This is a genomic window from Candidatus Seongchinamella marina, from assembly GCF_026262685.1.
In the GTDB taxonomy this organism is placed as follows: Bacteria; Pseudomonadota; Gammaproteobacteria; order Pseudomonadales; family Halieaceae; genus Halioglobus; species Halioglobus marinus.
Genome location: NZ_SHNP01000002.1, coordinates 258,539 through 275,663, shown reverse-complemented (window position 1 = coordinate 275,663; position 17,125 = coordinate 258,539). Strand labels below are relative to the sequence as shown.

The 17,125-nt window shown below is 52.5% G+C and carries 10 protein-coding genes and 1 riboswitch; of the genes, 1 reads left to right on the top strand and 9 read right to left on the bottom strand.

What is annotated here, in order from left to right; genetic code table 11:
• Positions 1–4: 4 nt before the first annotated feature.
• The 9 genes from EYC87_RS06225 to EYC87_RS06185 all read right to left on the bottom strand — a co-directional run bounded on the left by EYC87_RS06225 (position 5) and on the right by EYC87_RS06185 (position 15,493).
• A complete protein-coding gene (locus EYC87_RS06225) occupies positions 5–1,669 on the bottom strand; it encodes a sulfatase family protein (protein ID WP_279252127.1) in 1,665 nt (554 codons plus the stop codon).
• On the bottom strand, positions 1,666–3,768 hold the full coding sequence (locus tag EYC87_RS06220; protein ID WP_279252126.1) for a DUF3604 domain-containing protein: 2,103 nt from the start codon (positions 3,766–3,768) through the stop codon (positions 1,666–1,668). Before EYC87_RS06220 ends, EYC87_RS06225 begins: the two co-directional genes overlap by 4 nt.
• A 33-nt stretch (positions 3,769–3,801) precedes the next feature.
• Entirely contained in the window at positions 3,802–5,352 is a 1,551-nt protein-coding gene (locus EYC87_RS06215) for a sulfatase family protein (RefSeq protein WP_279252125.1), read from the bottom strand.
• A 177-nt stretch (positions 5,353–5,529) separates the two neighbouring features.
• Complete coding sequence (locus EYC87_RS06210; RefSeq protein ID WP_279252124.1) at positions 5,530–8,646, bottom strand: efflux RND transporter permease subunit; 3,117 nt, start codon at positions 8,644–8,646, stop codon at positions 5,530–5,532.
• Complete coding sequence (locus EYC87_RS06205; RefSeq protein ID WP_341474986.1) at positions 8,639–9,958, bottom strand: efflux RND transporter periplasmic adaptor subunit; 1,320 nt, start codon at positions 9,956–9,958, stop codon at positions 8,639–8,641. The genes EYC87_RS06210 and EYC87_RS06205 overlap by 8 nt, the downstream gene beginning before the upstream one ends.
• Entirely contained in the window at positions 9,955–11,337 is a 1,383-nt protein-coding gene (locus EYC87_RS06200) for a TolC family protein (protein WP_279252123.1), read from the bottom strand. The genes EYC87_RS06205 and EYC87_RS06200 overlap by 4 nt, the downstream gene beginning before the upstream one ends.
• Positions 11,338–11,468: 131 nt before the next feature.
• Positions 11,469–11,840, bottom strand: coding sequence for a hypothetical protein (locus EYC87_RS06195; protein ID WP_279252122.1), 372 nt, complete (start codon positions 11,838–11,840; stop codon positions 11,469–11,471).
• Between the two features lie 162 nt (positions 11,841–12,002).
• Positions 12,003–13,847, bottom strand: coding sequence for a TonB-dependent receptor plug domain-containing protein (locus EYC87_RS06190; RefSeq protein WP_279252121.1), 1,845 nt, complete (start codon positions 13,845–13,847; stop codon positions 12,003–12,005).
• A gap of 97 nt (positions 13,848–13,944) precedes the next feature.
• A riboswitch (cobalamin riboswitch) is annotated at positions 13,945–14,107 on the bottom strand.
• 36 nt (positions 14,108–14,143) lie between these two features.
• The gene (locus tag EYC87_RS06185; RefSeq protein ID WP_279252120.1) at positions 14,144–15,493 is read right to left on the bottom strand and encodes a DUF1254 domain-containing protein; all 1,350 of its coding nucleotides are present in this window, start codon (positions 15,491–15,493) and stop codon (positions 14,144–14,146) included.
• A gap of 155 nt (positions 15,494–15,648) precedes the next feature.
• Here EYC87_RS06185 and EYC87_RS06180 point away from each other — a divergent pair, with 155 nt between their 5' ends.
• Complete coding sequence (locus tag EYC87_RS06180) at positions 15,649–17,121, top strand: acyl-CoA carboxylase subunit beta (protein ID WP_279252119.1); 1,473 nt, start codon at positions 15,649–15,651, stop codon at positions 17,119–17,121.
• The last annotated feature ends 4 nt before the right edge of the window (positions 17,122–17,125 follow it).

The window sequence follows — 17,125 nt, the reverse complement described above, 5'->3', positions numbered from 1 at the left end:
GTTATTATTTCACCCTGGTTTCCGAACTTGCCTGCCAGCCATAACGCACGGCTTTGACTCGCACCTTGGCACCGGCAGGTATCACCACAGGCTGGTGGTATAGCAGCCAATTATCGCCGTCATTCAGGCTATAACCAATTGAGCTCCCCGAGGTTGTCGTTTCGACGGTCATAATATTATTGTTGATAGCGATAGACGGTGCACTTGTGACAGGCCGCTTTCCGGCTGGCTGGAACTGCTCTACCAAGCGGATTTCAGCTTGTCCTTCTCGGTCCCCTATTTGTGCAAGTTGATCGACGAGAATTTTACGTAGGCGTTGTAATTCATCCGCGTAAGCCGGGTCGCCCACCAGATTGGTGAGCTCGTGGGGGTCAGTCTTGATGTCAAACAGTCGTTCCTCCCCTACCGACTCAAACCAGCGCGCCTGGTCTGCGTTCAGTCGCCCCGCGTTATAGAGCTGACGCATTTCGCGCACCATAGCAATGTTATCTCTGAATTTGAGCGAGTGGCCCATAGCCAACTCGGGGTTCCAGCTGCGAATGTATCTGAAACTTTCATCCCGCACGCTGCGCTGACGATCGGGAATTTCGTCAATGCGGTCCCGGGATGACAGAACGTGGGTCCTCGCATTTACTGTACGGTCGAGAAAATTCTGCCCATGCAAGTAGTCAGGTGCCTCGACACCGGCAAGGCTGAGTATAGTGGGTGCAAGATCGACGAAGCTGAGCAGACGTTCATCCAGCTCGCCCTGGCGCAGATGACCCGGACGCCATCTATCGGGCCAGCGAATAATCATTGGCACGCGGGTACCCGCGTCATGCAGTTCGCGTTTTGCTCTGGGCAAACCATCGCCATGGTCAGTGGTCCATATAACGATCGTATTATCAGCGACCCCATCGGCCTCTAATTGCGTCAGTATTTTTCCTACCCTGCGATCCATCAGCGCAATGTTGTTGTAGTGCCTGCTCATGTCCTCACGGACCGCCGGGGTGTCAGGGTAATATGGCGGAACCTTCACCTGTTCCGGTGAGACAACTTCAGGCATTTCTCCATCCATTCGCCACCAGCGCATACCCTGCATAACGAGATGAATAAAACTGTTGGGCATGTTCCCCAGCGGCGTGAACACTCCACTCTCATGGGTTTCCATAAAATTGATCAACCCAAAGAACGGTTGACCTGCGGCACGATCTCTCCAGTCCATCGCTTCGCTGGCCTCAGCATCCCAGATCGTAAATGGACCGCTATAGGCATTCGCGTGGCTGAATTGGTAGTCAAGTTTGAAGTCGGTATAAGTGTAGTAACCAGCAGCGCGCAGTAGCTCTGGATAAGCTTTTACGCCGTCTGGCGGCACCGCATAATAGCCACCTTCAGGGCGACTGCTGGTGCGCATATGTTGCGTACCGGTTGCCACCTGGTGCATCCCCAGTATGTGCGCCGCCCTGCTGGGTGCGCATACGCCGGCGGTGGTAAACATGTTGGGGTAGCGCACGCCCTGGGCTGCCAATGCGTCAAGATTGGGAGTCACCGCTATGGCATCGCCAAAGGCACCGACCCGTGCACTCATGTCCTCGGCCATCAGCAACAGAATGTTCGGACGTAATTGCACGGCAGCCGAAACGCTGTTGGTGCAAACAAGAATGAGCAGTCCTTGCAGCAAGAATTTCACTGCGGGTACTCCACAAATATCGGTGATGTCCACGCTCGTGGCTCAGCGGGAGCAGTGCAGTTATTGTCCCTCGTAGCCCTAACGCCGATGCAATAGTTGCGTTTCACGCATTGTCCCGATTCAGTGTACTCGCAGGCAAAGGGATCGCCGCCTATTAAAGGCTCGGCTGCCTGGATAACCCTGGCATAATAAATAGCAGCGCGGCCCTGCTCAGCGTAAAGATTGTCTTCAAACTCGGCGACGCAGGCCGCTCCGCTAGAGGGGCAGTCGAACGTTCTCCACGGGTCTTCTACTAGCGGGGCAATTTTTTCGTCTGGCCTTACCTGCGGACGAATTTTCACGACTTCAATGCGGCTCAAGGTCTTACGCTTTTCGCCTCCAGGGCGATAACACTCACCACCGCACAAAGACTGCACACGGTCCTTACCCAAAGCTGCTATTGCATAATCCGGGCAACCAGAAACTTGCTCGAATGCGCCCAGGGCTTTGACTCGGAATCGCGGACTTACTGGCATCGTTACTTCGCTACCCATCGGAACTTCTCCCGCAGGACCGTTGATCAAGTCAAACCATACCAGCATCCGATCTCCGGAGGTGGCGTAGACATTACGCGTATCCAGTGCTTGCCAGATAGCGTCGCGGTCTCTGCCATCAGTGTGAGCTGCTATCAACCCACCCGTATAATAAAACGCACCGCTTTCCCTATCGGCCCTGAACCTGAAGTCCGCTTCTCGGCCAACGCTCTTGCTGTCGGTATACAACACCCGGTTCGTTTCTTTGTAACTACTGCCTGGGCGACCCTGATGGCCATCGCTAGAACCAATCATGCCCATTCTCGCCCGCTTAGGCTCACCCTGTGCGTCAAAGCCCAGAGCCAAGCTGTATTGAGCAGACATTCTGGGCACATAAGCGGCGCTGGGCTGAAAGCTGTTCTGTAGTTGTCCGCAGCCCTCCCAGTCGTCGAGGACGGTATCTTTGATCGTTTTGCGTCCTGCCAGCGGGCCTTTTTTCAAATACGCTTTCATCATACTTTCGACGGAGTCATCACACATAGCAGACTCTGGCTCGCTACACCGACTGCGAGTGATTTTTTCGGCCTGTCTGCAGCATGGCGTAAAGTCCGCGGTTGCAAGCGGGCAGGAAACGCCGCCATCGCTTGCAATGGAAATTCGGTCGAAGTCGACAAACAACTCGGAATTACCATGACCAGAAAAGACTTCCACCAATTTTTGGTAGCGCTCTTCGTATTCGTCCAATTGACTCCTGAAATCTGCCGTTAGCGGGTTAACGTTACCCCAGGCCAAACCATGAGGAATGACAATACTATCGAAGCCCCACTCATCGAGTTTGCGGTAAAGGCTGGTCGGTGTCAGAGCGATGTCTCGACAGGAATCCGGTAATTGATGCGCCGGCACACCGTCAGGGCAAACAGGCACCGAGCTGCCCTCGTTGGAGTACCAGCCAAAATCAGAGGCTACATCCAGGTCTTCGAGAAGGCTCATCAAACCGATGACAACGCTTGGGGCCTTGCTGATGTCGTATATAGCCTTGGAAGCGATGGGGCGCGTAGGAGTCTGGCCCTCTTCCCAGGTTCGGATTACCACATTTTTATGACCATAGTGACTGGGAACGTCGTCGCTATTGCCATTAGACCACTCCCAGCCGACAAAGGACACCATATCCGGGTTCGCAGGGTCACCAGCATTATCATTACAAGCCTGAATAGTTTTTACCGTATCGGCCCATACCCTTGGAGTGAGGCTCTCAGCGTGATCATTGATGCTCCAAAAATCCAGCGCCGAGCAGTAGCGAGCAAAATCGCAAGCGTCTGCGGGAGTCACTCGTCCTGTGCCCTTCAGCAGTTTTGTATTGAATATATAGGCGTCCAGCGAATAATTGCTGTGGTTATGCAGATCACCAAACAAAATCCGTGGCTCTGCCTTCTCTCGGGTAATCAACGGTTCTGAAATTACCCTGGGACCTGCATTGGGAACCTCGGATTGCCATGGCCCTCCAAACCAACCACTGCCGATCGCGTGAAACCAAAGCAGCGCGATTGCCAGAGCTAGTACAATGGCCAATAAAAGCCTCTTGATCATACCCATGTCTCTTACGTATTGATGTTGTTATTGTTATTGCAGCAACATCTCCGCAGCCCTGATCAAATACGAGTGATACCAGGGTGCTTCAGGTTCTTCAGCCGGCACCGCATAATCCTTGCGCAATTTTTTCAATCGCTTTTTCAATTCCTCGGTCAGTACCGCGTATTGCGGTTCACCGTAAAGATTGACCAGGTCGGACGGATCGTTTTCAAGGTCAAACAATTCCCACTCACTATCCTGATAGTAATGAATCAGTTTGTAACGCCCGGTATTAATACCATAGTGACGAGCGACTCCGTGAAAGCCGGGGTTTTCATAAAAGTGATAGTAAAGATCCCGCTCCCAGGTTAAGTCGGGGACTTCTAAAAGTGGGCGTAGACTGATGCCATGCATCGGCGAGTGAGCAGAAACTCCTGCCATCTCAAGTATTGTTGGTGCGAAGTCAATGTTTTGCACCATGGCCTCGCTGGTGATTCCAGGGTTTATGACGCCAGGCCATTGCATTAAAAGAGGAGTTCTGGAGGAAACTTCATCCATCCAGCGCTTATCGAACCAACCGTTTTCTCCCAGGAAAAAACCCTGATCAGAGGTGTAGATAACGATGGTATTGTCGCTTAGCCCCAATTTTTCCAGGTGGTCGAGTAAGCGACCAATTTCCCTGTCCATGCTCTTAACCGAGGCCAGGTAGGTCTTGATGTAGCGTTGGTATTTCCAACGGACAACATCCTCGGGGCTCAGGTCGCTGGTTTCAAAAACAGCATTGCCCTGCGCAAAAGCATCCAGCCACAGGCGTTCCTGATCAGCAGTCATGTTGCGCGCCTTACTGAGCTTGACATCCTTCTCTGTCATGTTCTCGGCAATACTCATACGTGCCTGCTGACGAGCCTGCACCTCACCGTTCATGGAACGAAAAAGTGTTGCCGGCTCTGCGACCTTTTCGTTGTCATCCCAGGAAGCCAATTCCGGGGGAGCTGGCATCCAATCTCTGTGAGGTGTTTTGTGGCTATAAAAAAGAAAAAATGGAGCGTCATCCAGCACTGCATCGTCCAGCCATTTGATCGCGCGATCTGTGACCAGCTCCGATACATAACCAACCGACTCCTGTTTACCGGAGGCGCTACGAAAAACAGGGTTGTAGTAGGAACCCTGCTCAAAGTTATTGTGGATCACCTCCCAGTGGTCAAAGCCCACGGGATCACTGTAAAGGTGCCATTTTCCAATCACCGCGGTCTGGTAGCCCGCCCCTTGCAATAAACGAGGAAAGGTCTGCTGGTTACCGTCGAACGCACCAGACCATTCATTGCTATAAAAACCATTGCCGTGACTGTGCTTGCCTGTAAGCATTGTGGCTCTGCTGGGCCCGCAGATTGCGTTGCCCACATAAGCTCGATCAAAACGAATGCCGTTGTCAGCTATGCGGTCAATGTTGGGCGTTTGCATGAGGCTGTCATCGTAAGCGCTGACTGCCTTCGTCGCGTGATCATCAGACATAATAAACAGGATGTTAGGTCGCTCTGACGCGAGCCCGATCATAGGCAGAGCCAGAAGCCAGGCGGCAACACCGCAACGACATCTAGGCATGCTTGCCATGCTCACTAAGCCCTCTGGTCTCGCAGATCAACGCCGCCCTTTCATCTCGATCATTCCACCAACGCATGACGATAGCCTTCTGGATGAAATCCATTGTGATGACTAATCATACCTGTTGCGTCACTTTCGTCAGCCTTTTTTTGACAAAATCAGGACCGGAGTACGGTGCTAGCTTTCCGGCAACTTGCCGCGACCACGCCAAAGAAAGAAAAATACGGGCAGCACAAGCAGCGTCAGTACAACGGCACTCACCATTCCACCGACCATAGGCGCAGCAATGCGGCTCATGACTTCAGAGCCAGTTCCAGCGCCATAAAGAATGGGCAATAATCCTACTATCGTTGCAGCAGCCGTCATCATGACCGGGCGTACGCGAAGGCCTGCACCATCAATGACCGCATTGGCAAGTTCGGACCGGTTGGGTTCTGGTGACTCGATGAGCAACTTATCGTAAGCCTGATTGAGATAGACCATCATGATCACACTGGTCTCAATCGCAACACCTGCCAAAGCAATAAAACCAACTCCTACAGCAATCGAAAAATTAAAGCCTTCCCAGTAAATCAGCCAGACACTGCCAACCAGCGCGAATGGCAATGTGCCCATCAAAATGGCGACCTCTGCGACAATACGGAAATTGATGTACAGCAACAGTGCGATGATGGCCAGAATAACGGGCACCAGATAAAACAACTTCTCCTTCGCTCGCTCCATGTACTCGTACTGACCTGACCAGACGATGGAGTAGCCTGTGGGGAGGTCCAGTTGCTCTTTTACCGTTTTACGGGCTTCGCTCACATAGGTCCCAATGTCAACGTCATCGATATCGACAAAAACCCAGCCGTTAATGCGTGCATTTTCGCTTTTGATGCCCGGTGGTCCATCCTCAATTTTAATTTGTGCCACATCGCCCAGTGAAATTCGCTGTCCAGCGGCGGTGATGACAGGTAATTGGCTCAGTTGTTCGGGTGAATCCCGGTAAGATTGCGGATATCTGATGTTGATTGGGTAGCGCTCAAGTCCCTCGACTGTCTGTGATACGTTCATCCCACCTACGGCGGTAGCCACGACTTGTTGCACATCGGCGATGTTAAGGCCAAACCTTGCAGCTCGCTCTCGATCTATGTCGACTTTTATGTAGCGACCACCAGCGACTCGCTCTGAGTAGACCGAGGCAGTGCCCGGTACATCCTTAAGTAGTATCTCTAATTGCTGACCAATTTCCTGAATAACACGCAGCTCGGGGCCTGCAATCTTCATACCTACAGGCGTTTTAATGCCGGTAGCGAGCATATCGATTCGGGTTTTTATAGGCATAACCCACGCATTAGTCACCCCTGGCAATTGAATTAGCGCATCTAACTCATGCTTCAGGCCTTCCGTACTCATGCCCTCACGCCATTGCTCCCGCGGCTTTAACTGGATGAAGGTTTCGATCATGGTGAGCGGAGCTGGATCGGTCGCGGTATCTGCTCGGCCAATTTTTCCAAACACGCTCTCAACCTCTGGCACAGTGGCTATCAACTTATCGGTATGTTGCAGAATTCGACGAGCCTCACCGATTGAGATACCCGGATAGGTAGTGGGCATATACATGAGGTCACCTTCGTCTAACGGGGGGATGAACTCACTCCCAATATTGACTAGCGGCCAAGCTGTAGTGGCCAATACCGTTGCGGCTAAAAACAGAACGGCTCTAGGGAAACGCAGTGTTTTTTTAAGCACAGGTATATAGCCGGCTATAAGCGCACGGTTTAAGGGATTCTTATCCTCTGGTAGCACATTGCCGCGAATAAAATATCCCATCAATACCGGTATCAAGGTAATAGATAGCGCCGCCGCTGCCGCCATTGCATAGGTCTTGGTATAGGCCAGGGGCGTGAACATTCTCCCCTCTTGCGCCTCGAGAGCGAATACGGGCACAAAACTCACGGTGATGATGAGCAGACTGAAAAACAGTGCCGGGCCCACTTCCGATGCTGACGCTGCGACGACATGCCAACGATTCTCATCAGTCAGCGGGGTCTTTTCCATTTGCTTGTGCATATTTTCTATCATCACAATTGCACCGTCGATCATCGCCCCTATCGCTATGGCAACACCGCCCAGAGACATTATATTGGCATTAACACCCTGCAGGTGCATGATGATGAAGGCCGTAAGAATGCCTATTGGCAGACTGATAATGGCTACCAGCGATGACCTCACATGAAACAGAAAAATCATACACACCAGTGCCACTACTACGAATTCCTCAAGCAGCTTCTGCCAGAGATTCTTCACTGCTCTCTCAATCAAACCAGAGCGATCGTAGACTGTAACGATCTCCACACCGTCAGGCAGACTTTGCTTTAACTCCTCCATCTTTGCCTTAACGTTATTGATGGTGTTTTGAGCGTTTTCGCCATACCGCATTACCACGATACCGCCAACAGCCTCACCCTCTCCATTAAGCTCGGCAATACCCCGGCGCATCTGCGGACCGATACCAATCTCAGCAACGTCTTTCAAGCGCAGGGGCGTGCCATTCTGGTTAACGCCCAGTGGAATATTCCCCAGATCCTGTTGGTTTTGAATGTAACCGGTAGCGCGTACCATGTATTCCGCTTCTGCCATTTCGATGACAGATGCTCCAATCTCCTGATTGCCTCGCTTAATGGCCGTTTGGATATGACTCAAGGGGATATCGAAAGCGCGCAGTTTTTCTGGATTAACCCTGACCTGGTATTGTTTGACCATGCCGCCCACCACCGACACTTCAGACACACCAGGGACGGTCTGAAGTTCGTACTTGAGGAACCAGTCCTGCAAGCTGCGCAATTCGCTGATGTCGTGCTGCCCGGTCCTGTCAACTAGCGCATAAAGATAAACCCAGCCTACGCCAGTCGCGTCGGGTCCAAGTTGTGGACGAGCAGCAGCTGGCAACGAGGGGGCAACCTGACTCAAGTATTCAAGCACGCGGGACCTGGCCCAATAGAGATCAGTATCTTCGTCAAAAATCACATACACATAAGAGTCACCAAAAAACGAATAGCCCCTTACTGTTACGGCACCTGGCACTGACAGCATGGCGGTGGTCAATGGATACGTGACCTGATCTTCCACGACCTGAGGCGCCTGCCCAGGAAAGTTGGTTTTGATGATGACCTGAACGTCCGACAAATCCGGAATTGCATCTACAGGTGTATTACGAAGCGAGAACAACCCTGCGATGACTAAAACAAAAGCTGCGAGCAGCACGAAAAGTCGATTGAGTACAGACCAGCGAATAATGGCTTTAATCATGGTGCTTCGCTCCAGAGCCTGCCCCTTCGATCGTGGGTCTCAGACGCTTATGCATGTCGTGCATACTATGGTCAACGGCATCTGCTGCCTCCATTCTGAGAAAGTCAGACGTTTTGCTTGATTCCGAGTCCAGCAAAAATTGCGCGGAAGTGACGACGCGTTCACCGTTCCTCAGTCCTTCTATAATCTCGGCATTGTTCTCATCCACACGCCCAGTCTTGACGCTTACTGATTTGAATCGGCCCTTGCCCAACGCCAGGACGACGCGATTCTGATCGCCAGTGCGAATCAATGCCTCCCTGGGAACGACCAGCGCGTCAGCCTTGCTGTCAGCCTGAAAGACCACTTGGGCAAACATGTTAGGCAGTAACACCCCATCTGCATTATCAAAGCGCAGTCTGACCCTTAGTGTTCTGGTCTTTTCGTCCAGCGATGGATAAATGTAGTCAACCTCGCCATGCCATTCCCTGCCCGGCAGATACTCCAACGACATATGAACAGGCATGCCAATGCTCACCAAAGCAGCTTGCCGCTCGAAGACCTCTGCCTCAACCCACACCTGATCCAGCGCGCCTATGGACATCAAAGTGGTCCCTGGCTGAACATAAAAACCCTCTCTGATGTTAAGGTTATCGACGACACCTGCCTGTGGCGCATAAAAGGTTATGGTTTGCTGAACCTGGCGTGACGTTTTGAGTTCACTCACCAGCTCCGTGGAAATCTGCAGCGATTCAAGCCTGTCTTCTGCGGCACGGAGAAGACGTTCATTATTACGATTCAGCACCAGCAGGTACTCCTCCTGAGCGTTCACCAGCTCAGGCGAATAAAGCTCATACAAGGGCTGTCCCCGGGTTACTGGGTCGCCAGAAGCTTTCACATGTAGTTTTTCGATCCAGCCCTCCACCCGTGGGTGAATGTGGATCAGCCGTTCCTCATCGTACTGGACATACCCAACCGTTCTAATGCGGGTTTGCAGGGGTTTCATTACCGCGCTTGCAGTCCGAACCCCAAGATTATTGATAATTTCAGGGGCTACTCGAATCGTCCCAGCACCCGCCTCCGAAGCGTCGCTGTTAGCCGGGTAAACCGGAACAAGGTCCATGCCCATAGGAGATTTTCCCGGCTTGTCGCGCCTGAAATTGGCATCCATGGGAGCCACCCAATACAGCGGCTTTTTCTCTGTTGAAGCTACCTTGTCGATGCTTTCAGACACAGCGTCATTTATCGACAAGCTTGTCAGGTAATGGCTTAGTACGCCGGCCAACAGCATGCCCAACACAAATACGGATAAGGGGATTTTGAACTTATTCATGTGCGCTCTCCAGCAGGCTTGAATCGTGCCTCTGCAAAAAAGTAATTGAGCTGTGCGATTGTTTTCAAACGATCGACATCGATATTGAATGCATCGATACGGGCATTGAGTTCGGCAATATGTGACCTTACAACTTCTGCGAAGTCACCTTCCTCATTGGTGTAAGCCGTTAGCGAGGCGTCTGCCTGATCTTGTATCTCCTTGAGCAGTCGAGTCTGGTATAGCGCTCGCCTATCCTCAAGTCGCAATAACCGTGAGCGTTGAGTCTCGAAAGACGAGACCATGGATCTAAGTAGAAGCGCTCGCTCTGTTCTAATCGCTTCTGTCATCGCTGCTGCAGACTGTACCTGCTGGTCTTGTCGATTGGAGGTAAAGAGCGGCACGTCGAAAGAGAACCCAACCGAAAAGAAATCCGACCTGGCAACGCCGTAAGGATCATCGTCGCGGTAACCATAGCTGGCGTTAAGCTTCCATTGTGGCTTGTACTTTTGCTCAGCGATTTTGATACCGGTAGCACTGGCATCAATTTTCAGGTCAAGGCTCACAATCGCTGGATGAGAAATGAGATTAGATGCGATCTCGCGGAGATCAGGCTTGTGGTGCGTGTTAAGCAAGGCTGGCCTGCCCAACGTGATCTCAGGTAGCTGTTCAGGTATTACAAAGTTTTCCGTCGCCAAATTGTGCCATTCACCCGATGCCGCGGTGGGCGCCGCCATCAACCACTCACCTAATTTAGCCAATGACATCTCCAGGCGCTCATGCAATACACTCAAGCGATCCTCGATACGGGTGAGCTCTAACTGAGCCCGCACGAGGTCGGTCTGTCGGGTCTTGCCCACGGCGGTGGCATAGCTCGATTCAGCCACATCGACCAACTGTTCGAATAAAGCCCGATCGTCCTCGATCAAATCGATAGTGTGTTTAGCTTGATAGGCATCCAGCCAAAGATGGCTAACACTCACAGCGACTCGTGCTTTTCGGTTCTGCCGCTGCAACGGTTGTTGCGTGCCCATAACCGCCAACTGGCGTTGTTTTAGGCCCAGCGTCTCGCCGCGGGATAAGGTTTGAGTCACTCCAACCTTAAACTGGGTCATCGCCTCCTGGTCAAAGTCGAAGCTGTCAGTGGGTAAATTGGCGAACCCAAGGTTGACCATCGGATCTGGCATAGCACCCGCAGCAGTGCTTTGAGCATGTAATGCCTGTTCTCGATGCACGCTGCCTTGCAACCAGGGATCATTGTCCTGTGCAAGCTGTATGGCGTCGTTAATGGACATGCCGCCATGTGAAGCCAGTGGCAACAGCATGAGCCCCAGACCGCAAATAATTCTCGCTACGGCTGTTAACCGAATTCCCGGATACTGATTTATTATCCACTCCATCGAACTCTCTCCTGGGTGGTAAAACGATTTTCACGCACAGCGCACAGCGACTGCTGTTCGACTGGCAAGTACTTTACGTTTTGAGGAATGCAGGTGACGTCAGGCTAAAAAAAAGACGTACCTGTCCTGTGTTAGCTCGTTATGGGGGGCTTAAACAGGGTAGAGGGAGAGAAATGAGGAATGGGCGGCTTCAATGCTGCTTTGTTCGGTGCATTAGGTACCAACCCTGCAACGACAAAAGCAGGTGGCAATGCGACGACAGAGAGACAATCGAGCATGGAGCACATGCCATCGCCACAACAAATGGATGCGGCTTCCACATCAGCTGGGCTCATGTTGTGTCCAGTGTGGTCGTGATGCTCCATCTCCACGGCGGGCATGCTGTGGGTAGATGTCTCCATCATAGCGCAGTCGTTACTCGCAGCGGTCACTGACTGCAGTAGTAAAGCTCCCACCAAAAAAGACAGGGCAAGACTATTTGCATTTTTTAGTCGCTTGATCATTATTGTGCTGACTTTAGCATCTCGAGTCTTCGCCAACGCGGCCGATGATTATTTAACCTTCTCTGAGTATATTTGACTTTTGACGTGTCAGCTAGTGAAAAAATACAGGCTAAAAGGTGACATTTGCCACCTCCGCCTGACTCGAAATTTAAGGCAACAGGGCTAAAATTTGTAGCGCAGACCGACATAACCGGCCGCCCCGCTAGTGTTGAAGCCGCCCACCTCTTCATATTTTTCGTCAGTCAAGTTCTCCACCCGACCGTACAAATGCAGAGCATTGACTACCCGCCAATCAGCGCTGAAATCAAGCGTTTCGTAATCATCCAGAGCTGCGCCGCTAGTACTAACCGCGTCGTAAGCGCCGCGTAGATTAACGCCCAACATCAAACGGTCAGAGGCCGTCTGCCACGTCACACCCAGATTAAACATTTGCTCAGGACGACGGGCGCGTTGCTCACCCTCAGAATTATTAGTTTCGTTGTAGGTGTAATTGCTATTGAGGCTGAAACCAGCTCCCAGAGGAGCAATGGCTACCAGTTCAACACCCTTGGAATCCGATGTACCGTTTTCTTGCAAGTAGCCCGAGAAAAACTCAAGATCATAAAAAATCTCATTGTCGATTTCCTGGTCGAAATAGGTCGCCTCCAGGTAGAGGCCATTGTCCAACGCCCAGGTCAGGCCAATATCGTAGCCACCACTTTCCTCCTCCTCAAGATCAACCAGGCTGGCCGGCGGATAACCGCTATCATTGGATGCAATTTCAAACAGACTGGGAGGGCGAAAGCCGGTGCCGTAGGCTGCTTTCAGTTTCATCTCGCCAGCGCCGACCGTAAACAGGTAGGCTCCACTCAAGCGATACGTGGTGTGCGTACCGAAGTCTTCATTGTCATCGTAGCGCACGCCAGCGGTGACAAAGACATTCTCCAGGTGGTTGCCCTGATATTCAAAATAATAGCCGTCCTGGTCGCGCTCATGAGCGTTGTAGCCATCATCGAAGGAATCCGTGCGCAGATCTACACCGTAGACCAGTCTCACTGATTCAGAGGCGCCCCAGGAGCCTAAATAGCTGGTGCGCTCCACCTCACCCTCGCCTCCAAACGCGGGCAAGCCCTCGGTGTAGAACTGACTGTCAGTTTCCGACTTGGTATATGCCAGGTTATGCGTCAGGCTACCTTGTTGGAAATCAGCGCTTGCCCGCCAGGCCTGTTGCTCGTAATCGTTACTACAATCATTAGAGAGCAGGAAATCGGCGTCATAACAATCATCGTACTCGCCCTCCCCATCTACGTCTCGAGCAACGATCTCAAACCGTAAGTCCTCGGTCGCATTCCAGCCTAGTCGCCCGTGAAAGGTAGTATTGTCATAGCCATCATTATCTCTGCTGATATCTCCGGTTGTCGCATTAAATCCTTCCGTAGTGTAATCGGCAGCATTGGCAGAAAAATCTACCGTGCCATTGCCGCCAGCGACATTGGCGGAGAACCGCTGGGTGTCGAAACGACCGCCCTCTGCTTCTATCGATCCAGCAAGCCCCTCTCTGGTAGAGTCGGTCTGAATATTGATAACGCCGCCAGCATCGGCACCATACATCAGGCCCTGGGGACCGCGCAGAATTTCAACGCGACTGATGCCGGCACTCATCAAGTGCTCGAACTTGGGGCTTATCTGAATACCCGAGGGATCCGAGATATCAATACCGTCAATATACGCACGGGTACGATAGCCTTCTTCGCCGCGAATGCGCACAGTTGAAGGCGCACCCATACCACCAGTATTGGTCACAGTGACCCCCGGTTGGGTGCGCAGTACGTCGTATAGAGAGGCGTAACCGCGAAACTGAATTTCACTGGCAGCCAGGACCGAAACGGACGTTCCTATTTCACGCAGCGGCATGGGAACCCGCGACGAGACGACAATAATCTCTTCCAGTTTGTTGTTAGTTTGGGCAGCAACGCTGCCAGTAGCAAATGCCAACGCAAGTGCGAGTGAAGGGGTAAGCTTGTTCAATTTAAGTTCCTCAATTGCCTGTATTTGGGCGACTGAGGGAGGGAATCCAGGAGACACAGCAAAAGTGCTGGGCAACCATGTATGAAGCCCTCCGCTCCATCGTTGCTCAGTTCTGGCTGGTTTCGGGCTCTCAGCTAAAGCTGTTGACCGTTGCGGGGGCAGCGGAGGAGTATGCCTGGCATCACCTCACTTCCCATTTAACCTGTTTTACTTAAGCAATGCGCAAAAGCGTCACAGGCACCTGAACCGGGGACGGACTTTATGGAAGTTCCCTAGTACTGTCAATCTCATAGGTGTTAATTGACTCTTTCCACGGGAGGCAAGCGCCAGTTTCCCTGAAGAAAGCTCTGGTCGGGCAGATAAATTCTCATCGTCAGCGTAAATGGCCCCGAGGGAACAGGCAGCCAATTCGCTCCGGCACCTTCAGGAGCATTGTGCTGGATCGCAATATCCAAAGATCCATCCGGATTGTAGGCCAGCTGATCCCTATCCCCCAACGCATATCGATCAATGGAGTTTTCTACCAGAAACCCCTGCTCGTCATAAACGGTAATTGACCAGAACGCCTGAGACGGAGGGGTTCCCCCCGCCGGAAAATGCAAATTATACGCTTGCGAGCCTGTCAGCGCCTGTCCACTCTCATCGACGTTAGTATTGGGATATACCGCCTCCTCGGGAGGCAGGGCGCCCAGGCCCACCATGGCCACACCCGTTCGCACGCCATAGTGCGTGCCGTAAACTCCTATAAGATTGCGCCTAACCGACCAACCGTTCTCAGTTGCGGGCTGCTTCTCGAGCTGACGAATAACGCCCTGATGAGTGAAGTGCTTCGCCTTGTCGAGCAACCAGCCAGACCACGGACCCACGCTAAATGGCTCTCCTGGAACCAGGCCGATATCAGCAATGGTAGCCAGCATCTCACTATCTGCAGGCGCCGGTGACTGAGTGGTCAACAATGTTGCAAACAGCGAAAAGAACTCCACGCCGGTCATGTCTGCAATTTCCTGATAAGGATCCTTGCCGGCATCGGAAGCAGCAATGTCCTGAATTTTGTGAGGTATAGACACACCACTTCCCCACTGCTGCAATTGTGTTAGTGCGAATTGCTCCTGTAAACGCGCGACATTTTGAACGTCACTGGGACCGTTGGTTTGAATTCGGCCAATCAACCACACCATTTTCGTGGGCGACTTGATTGTAATCAGCCCTCGCGGCACCTCACCCTCCCAATTCGGACCGGTGATTAAATAACTGCCCGCCGCTGTGCCATAGCTGCGCTTGCCCACAGTGGCGAACACATTGGTCCATGCATCCATTAACGGCATAACATAGTAACGTCCCTGGGTGTCGGGCACAGTCAAGACCACAGCGTCTTCGCTCAAGTCCAGCCAGGCAATGCTATACAGTGTGTCGTTATTGGGACGCACGACGTGACGGAATGTGTGGTCGGGAAATCTACGCCCATGGGTGAACCCATTGTGATGGCTATCGGCGACAAGCGCTTTTCGCGTGAGCTCCATAACAACCAGCGGATAACCGTAAATATAAGCCTGTGCCGCTGCTTTGGCCTGTTGCAATGCGTCGTAAGCCGCAACCAAAGCCAGAACGATGCCAACGACGACAGCTGCTTTGGTCCTGCCCTTCATAGCACTCGCGCCTTACGCGCTCCAAGCATGAGTGACATTAAAGATATTTGCTCTGGAGTAGACATAATTGGCCTTGGGCATGTTAATAATGTTGCTTCAGTGTCCTACATGCCTGCAATTGAATAAAGTGGACACCGACGTTGCGGAGAAGAAAGATGACTGACAGTCGAAAACTTTGGGAAAACTTACTGGACGAGTTGCAACACCGGCAGACGAGCGCCGAGGCAATGGGCGGTGCCGAAAAACTCGAAAAGCAGCGCGCGAGGGGTCGCTTGTCCGCGCGAGAACGAATCCATCGCTTGTTTGACCCCGGCACCTTCATGGAAATTGGCGCGTTGGCTGGCAGCAATCATCCCGGTGGCCATCCTGCCTTGGCCGGTGACGGAATTGTCGGCGGCACCGGGCTCGTTCACGGCCACAGCGTGGTAACACTGGCAGAAGATTTTACCGTGAAAGGTGGGTCAATAGGTCACGCCAACGCCGCAAAGCGCACCCGCCTCGTACGATTGGCACTGGAACAACGCCTGCCGTTAGTGATCATTCTCGATGGCGCTGGTGAGCGCGCGGGCAATACCGAAGAACGCTACCCCAATACCCCTAATGATCTGCAGCTGGTTGCCGATCTTAAGGGTCAGGTTCCGGTAGTCAGCATGGTGATGGGGTCATCAGCCGGCCATGGCGCGCTGACCGGTATGTTCGCAGACTTTATTGTAATGCTTGAAAATGCAGCCCTATTTACTGCTGGCCCACCCCTGGTAAAGGCATCACTGGGACTTACCGCTACACCTGAGGAACTGGGAGGTGCTCAAATGCATGCCACCCAAAGTGGCGTAGTCCATAACCTGGCGGCCTCTGAAGATGAGGCTTTTTCGCAGGTGCGCTACTACCTGTCACTCATGCCACAACGCAGGGGCGAGCAAGCCCGACGCAACACTGAATCAATCGCCGCCCAACCCGAGGTTAGGGAAGATATGTTGGATTTGCTGCCGCCCTATGGCAACCAGACCTACGACATGCGCAAGGTAGTGAAATCGCTGGCAGACGCCACGTCCGTTTTTGAACTGCAAGCTGGCTTTGGCGGCTCGATACTTTGTGCGTTGGCTAGAATCGGTGGCGTCCCAGTGATGATTGTAGCCAATCAGCCAATGTTGCTGGCGGGTGCTATTAATCGACAAGCTGCAGAGAAAGCAACCCATTTCATCGATGTGGCTAACGATTTCGACTTGCCTTTAATCATGCTTTTGGATAATCCAGGCGTCATGCCGGGGCCACAGTCAGAGAGCGAGGGTATACTCAAAGCTGCCGGCCAGATGTTTGCCGCCCAGCGTCGCTACAGTGGGCAAAAAGTGGTGGCGACCTTGCGCAAAGCCTTCGGCTTCGGGTCTTCGGTTATGGGTATGAACCCCTGGGATAAACAAGCAATCAGCCTCGCGCTGCCTTGTGTTTCGCTCGGTGGCGTTCCCGCCATTGGCGGAGCTGCCGCCGCAAAAGCCAGCGCTGAGGAGGCAGGCCAGTTACAGGAGCTACAGTCTGCCGCCTGGGTTCCTGCAGACGCCATGGCTTTTGACAAGGTGGTAGACCCGCGACTCCTGCGCAATGAAATCATCAATGTCCTGCATCGAGATTGAGCAA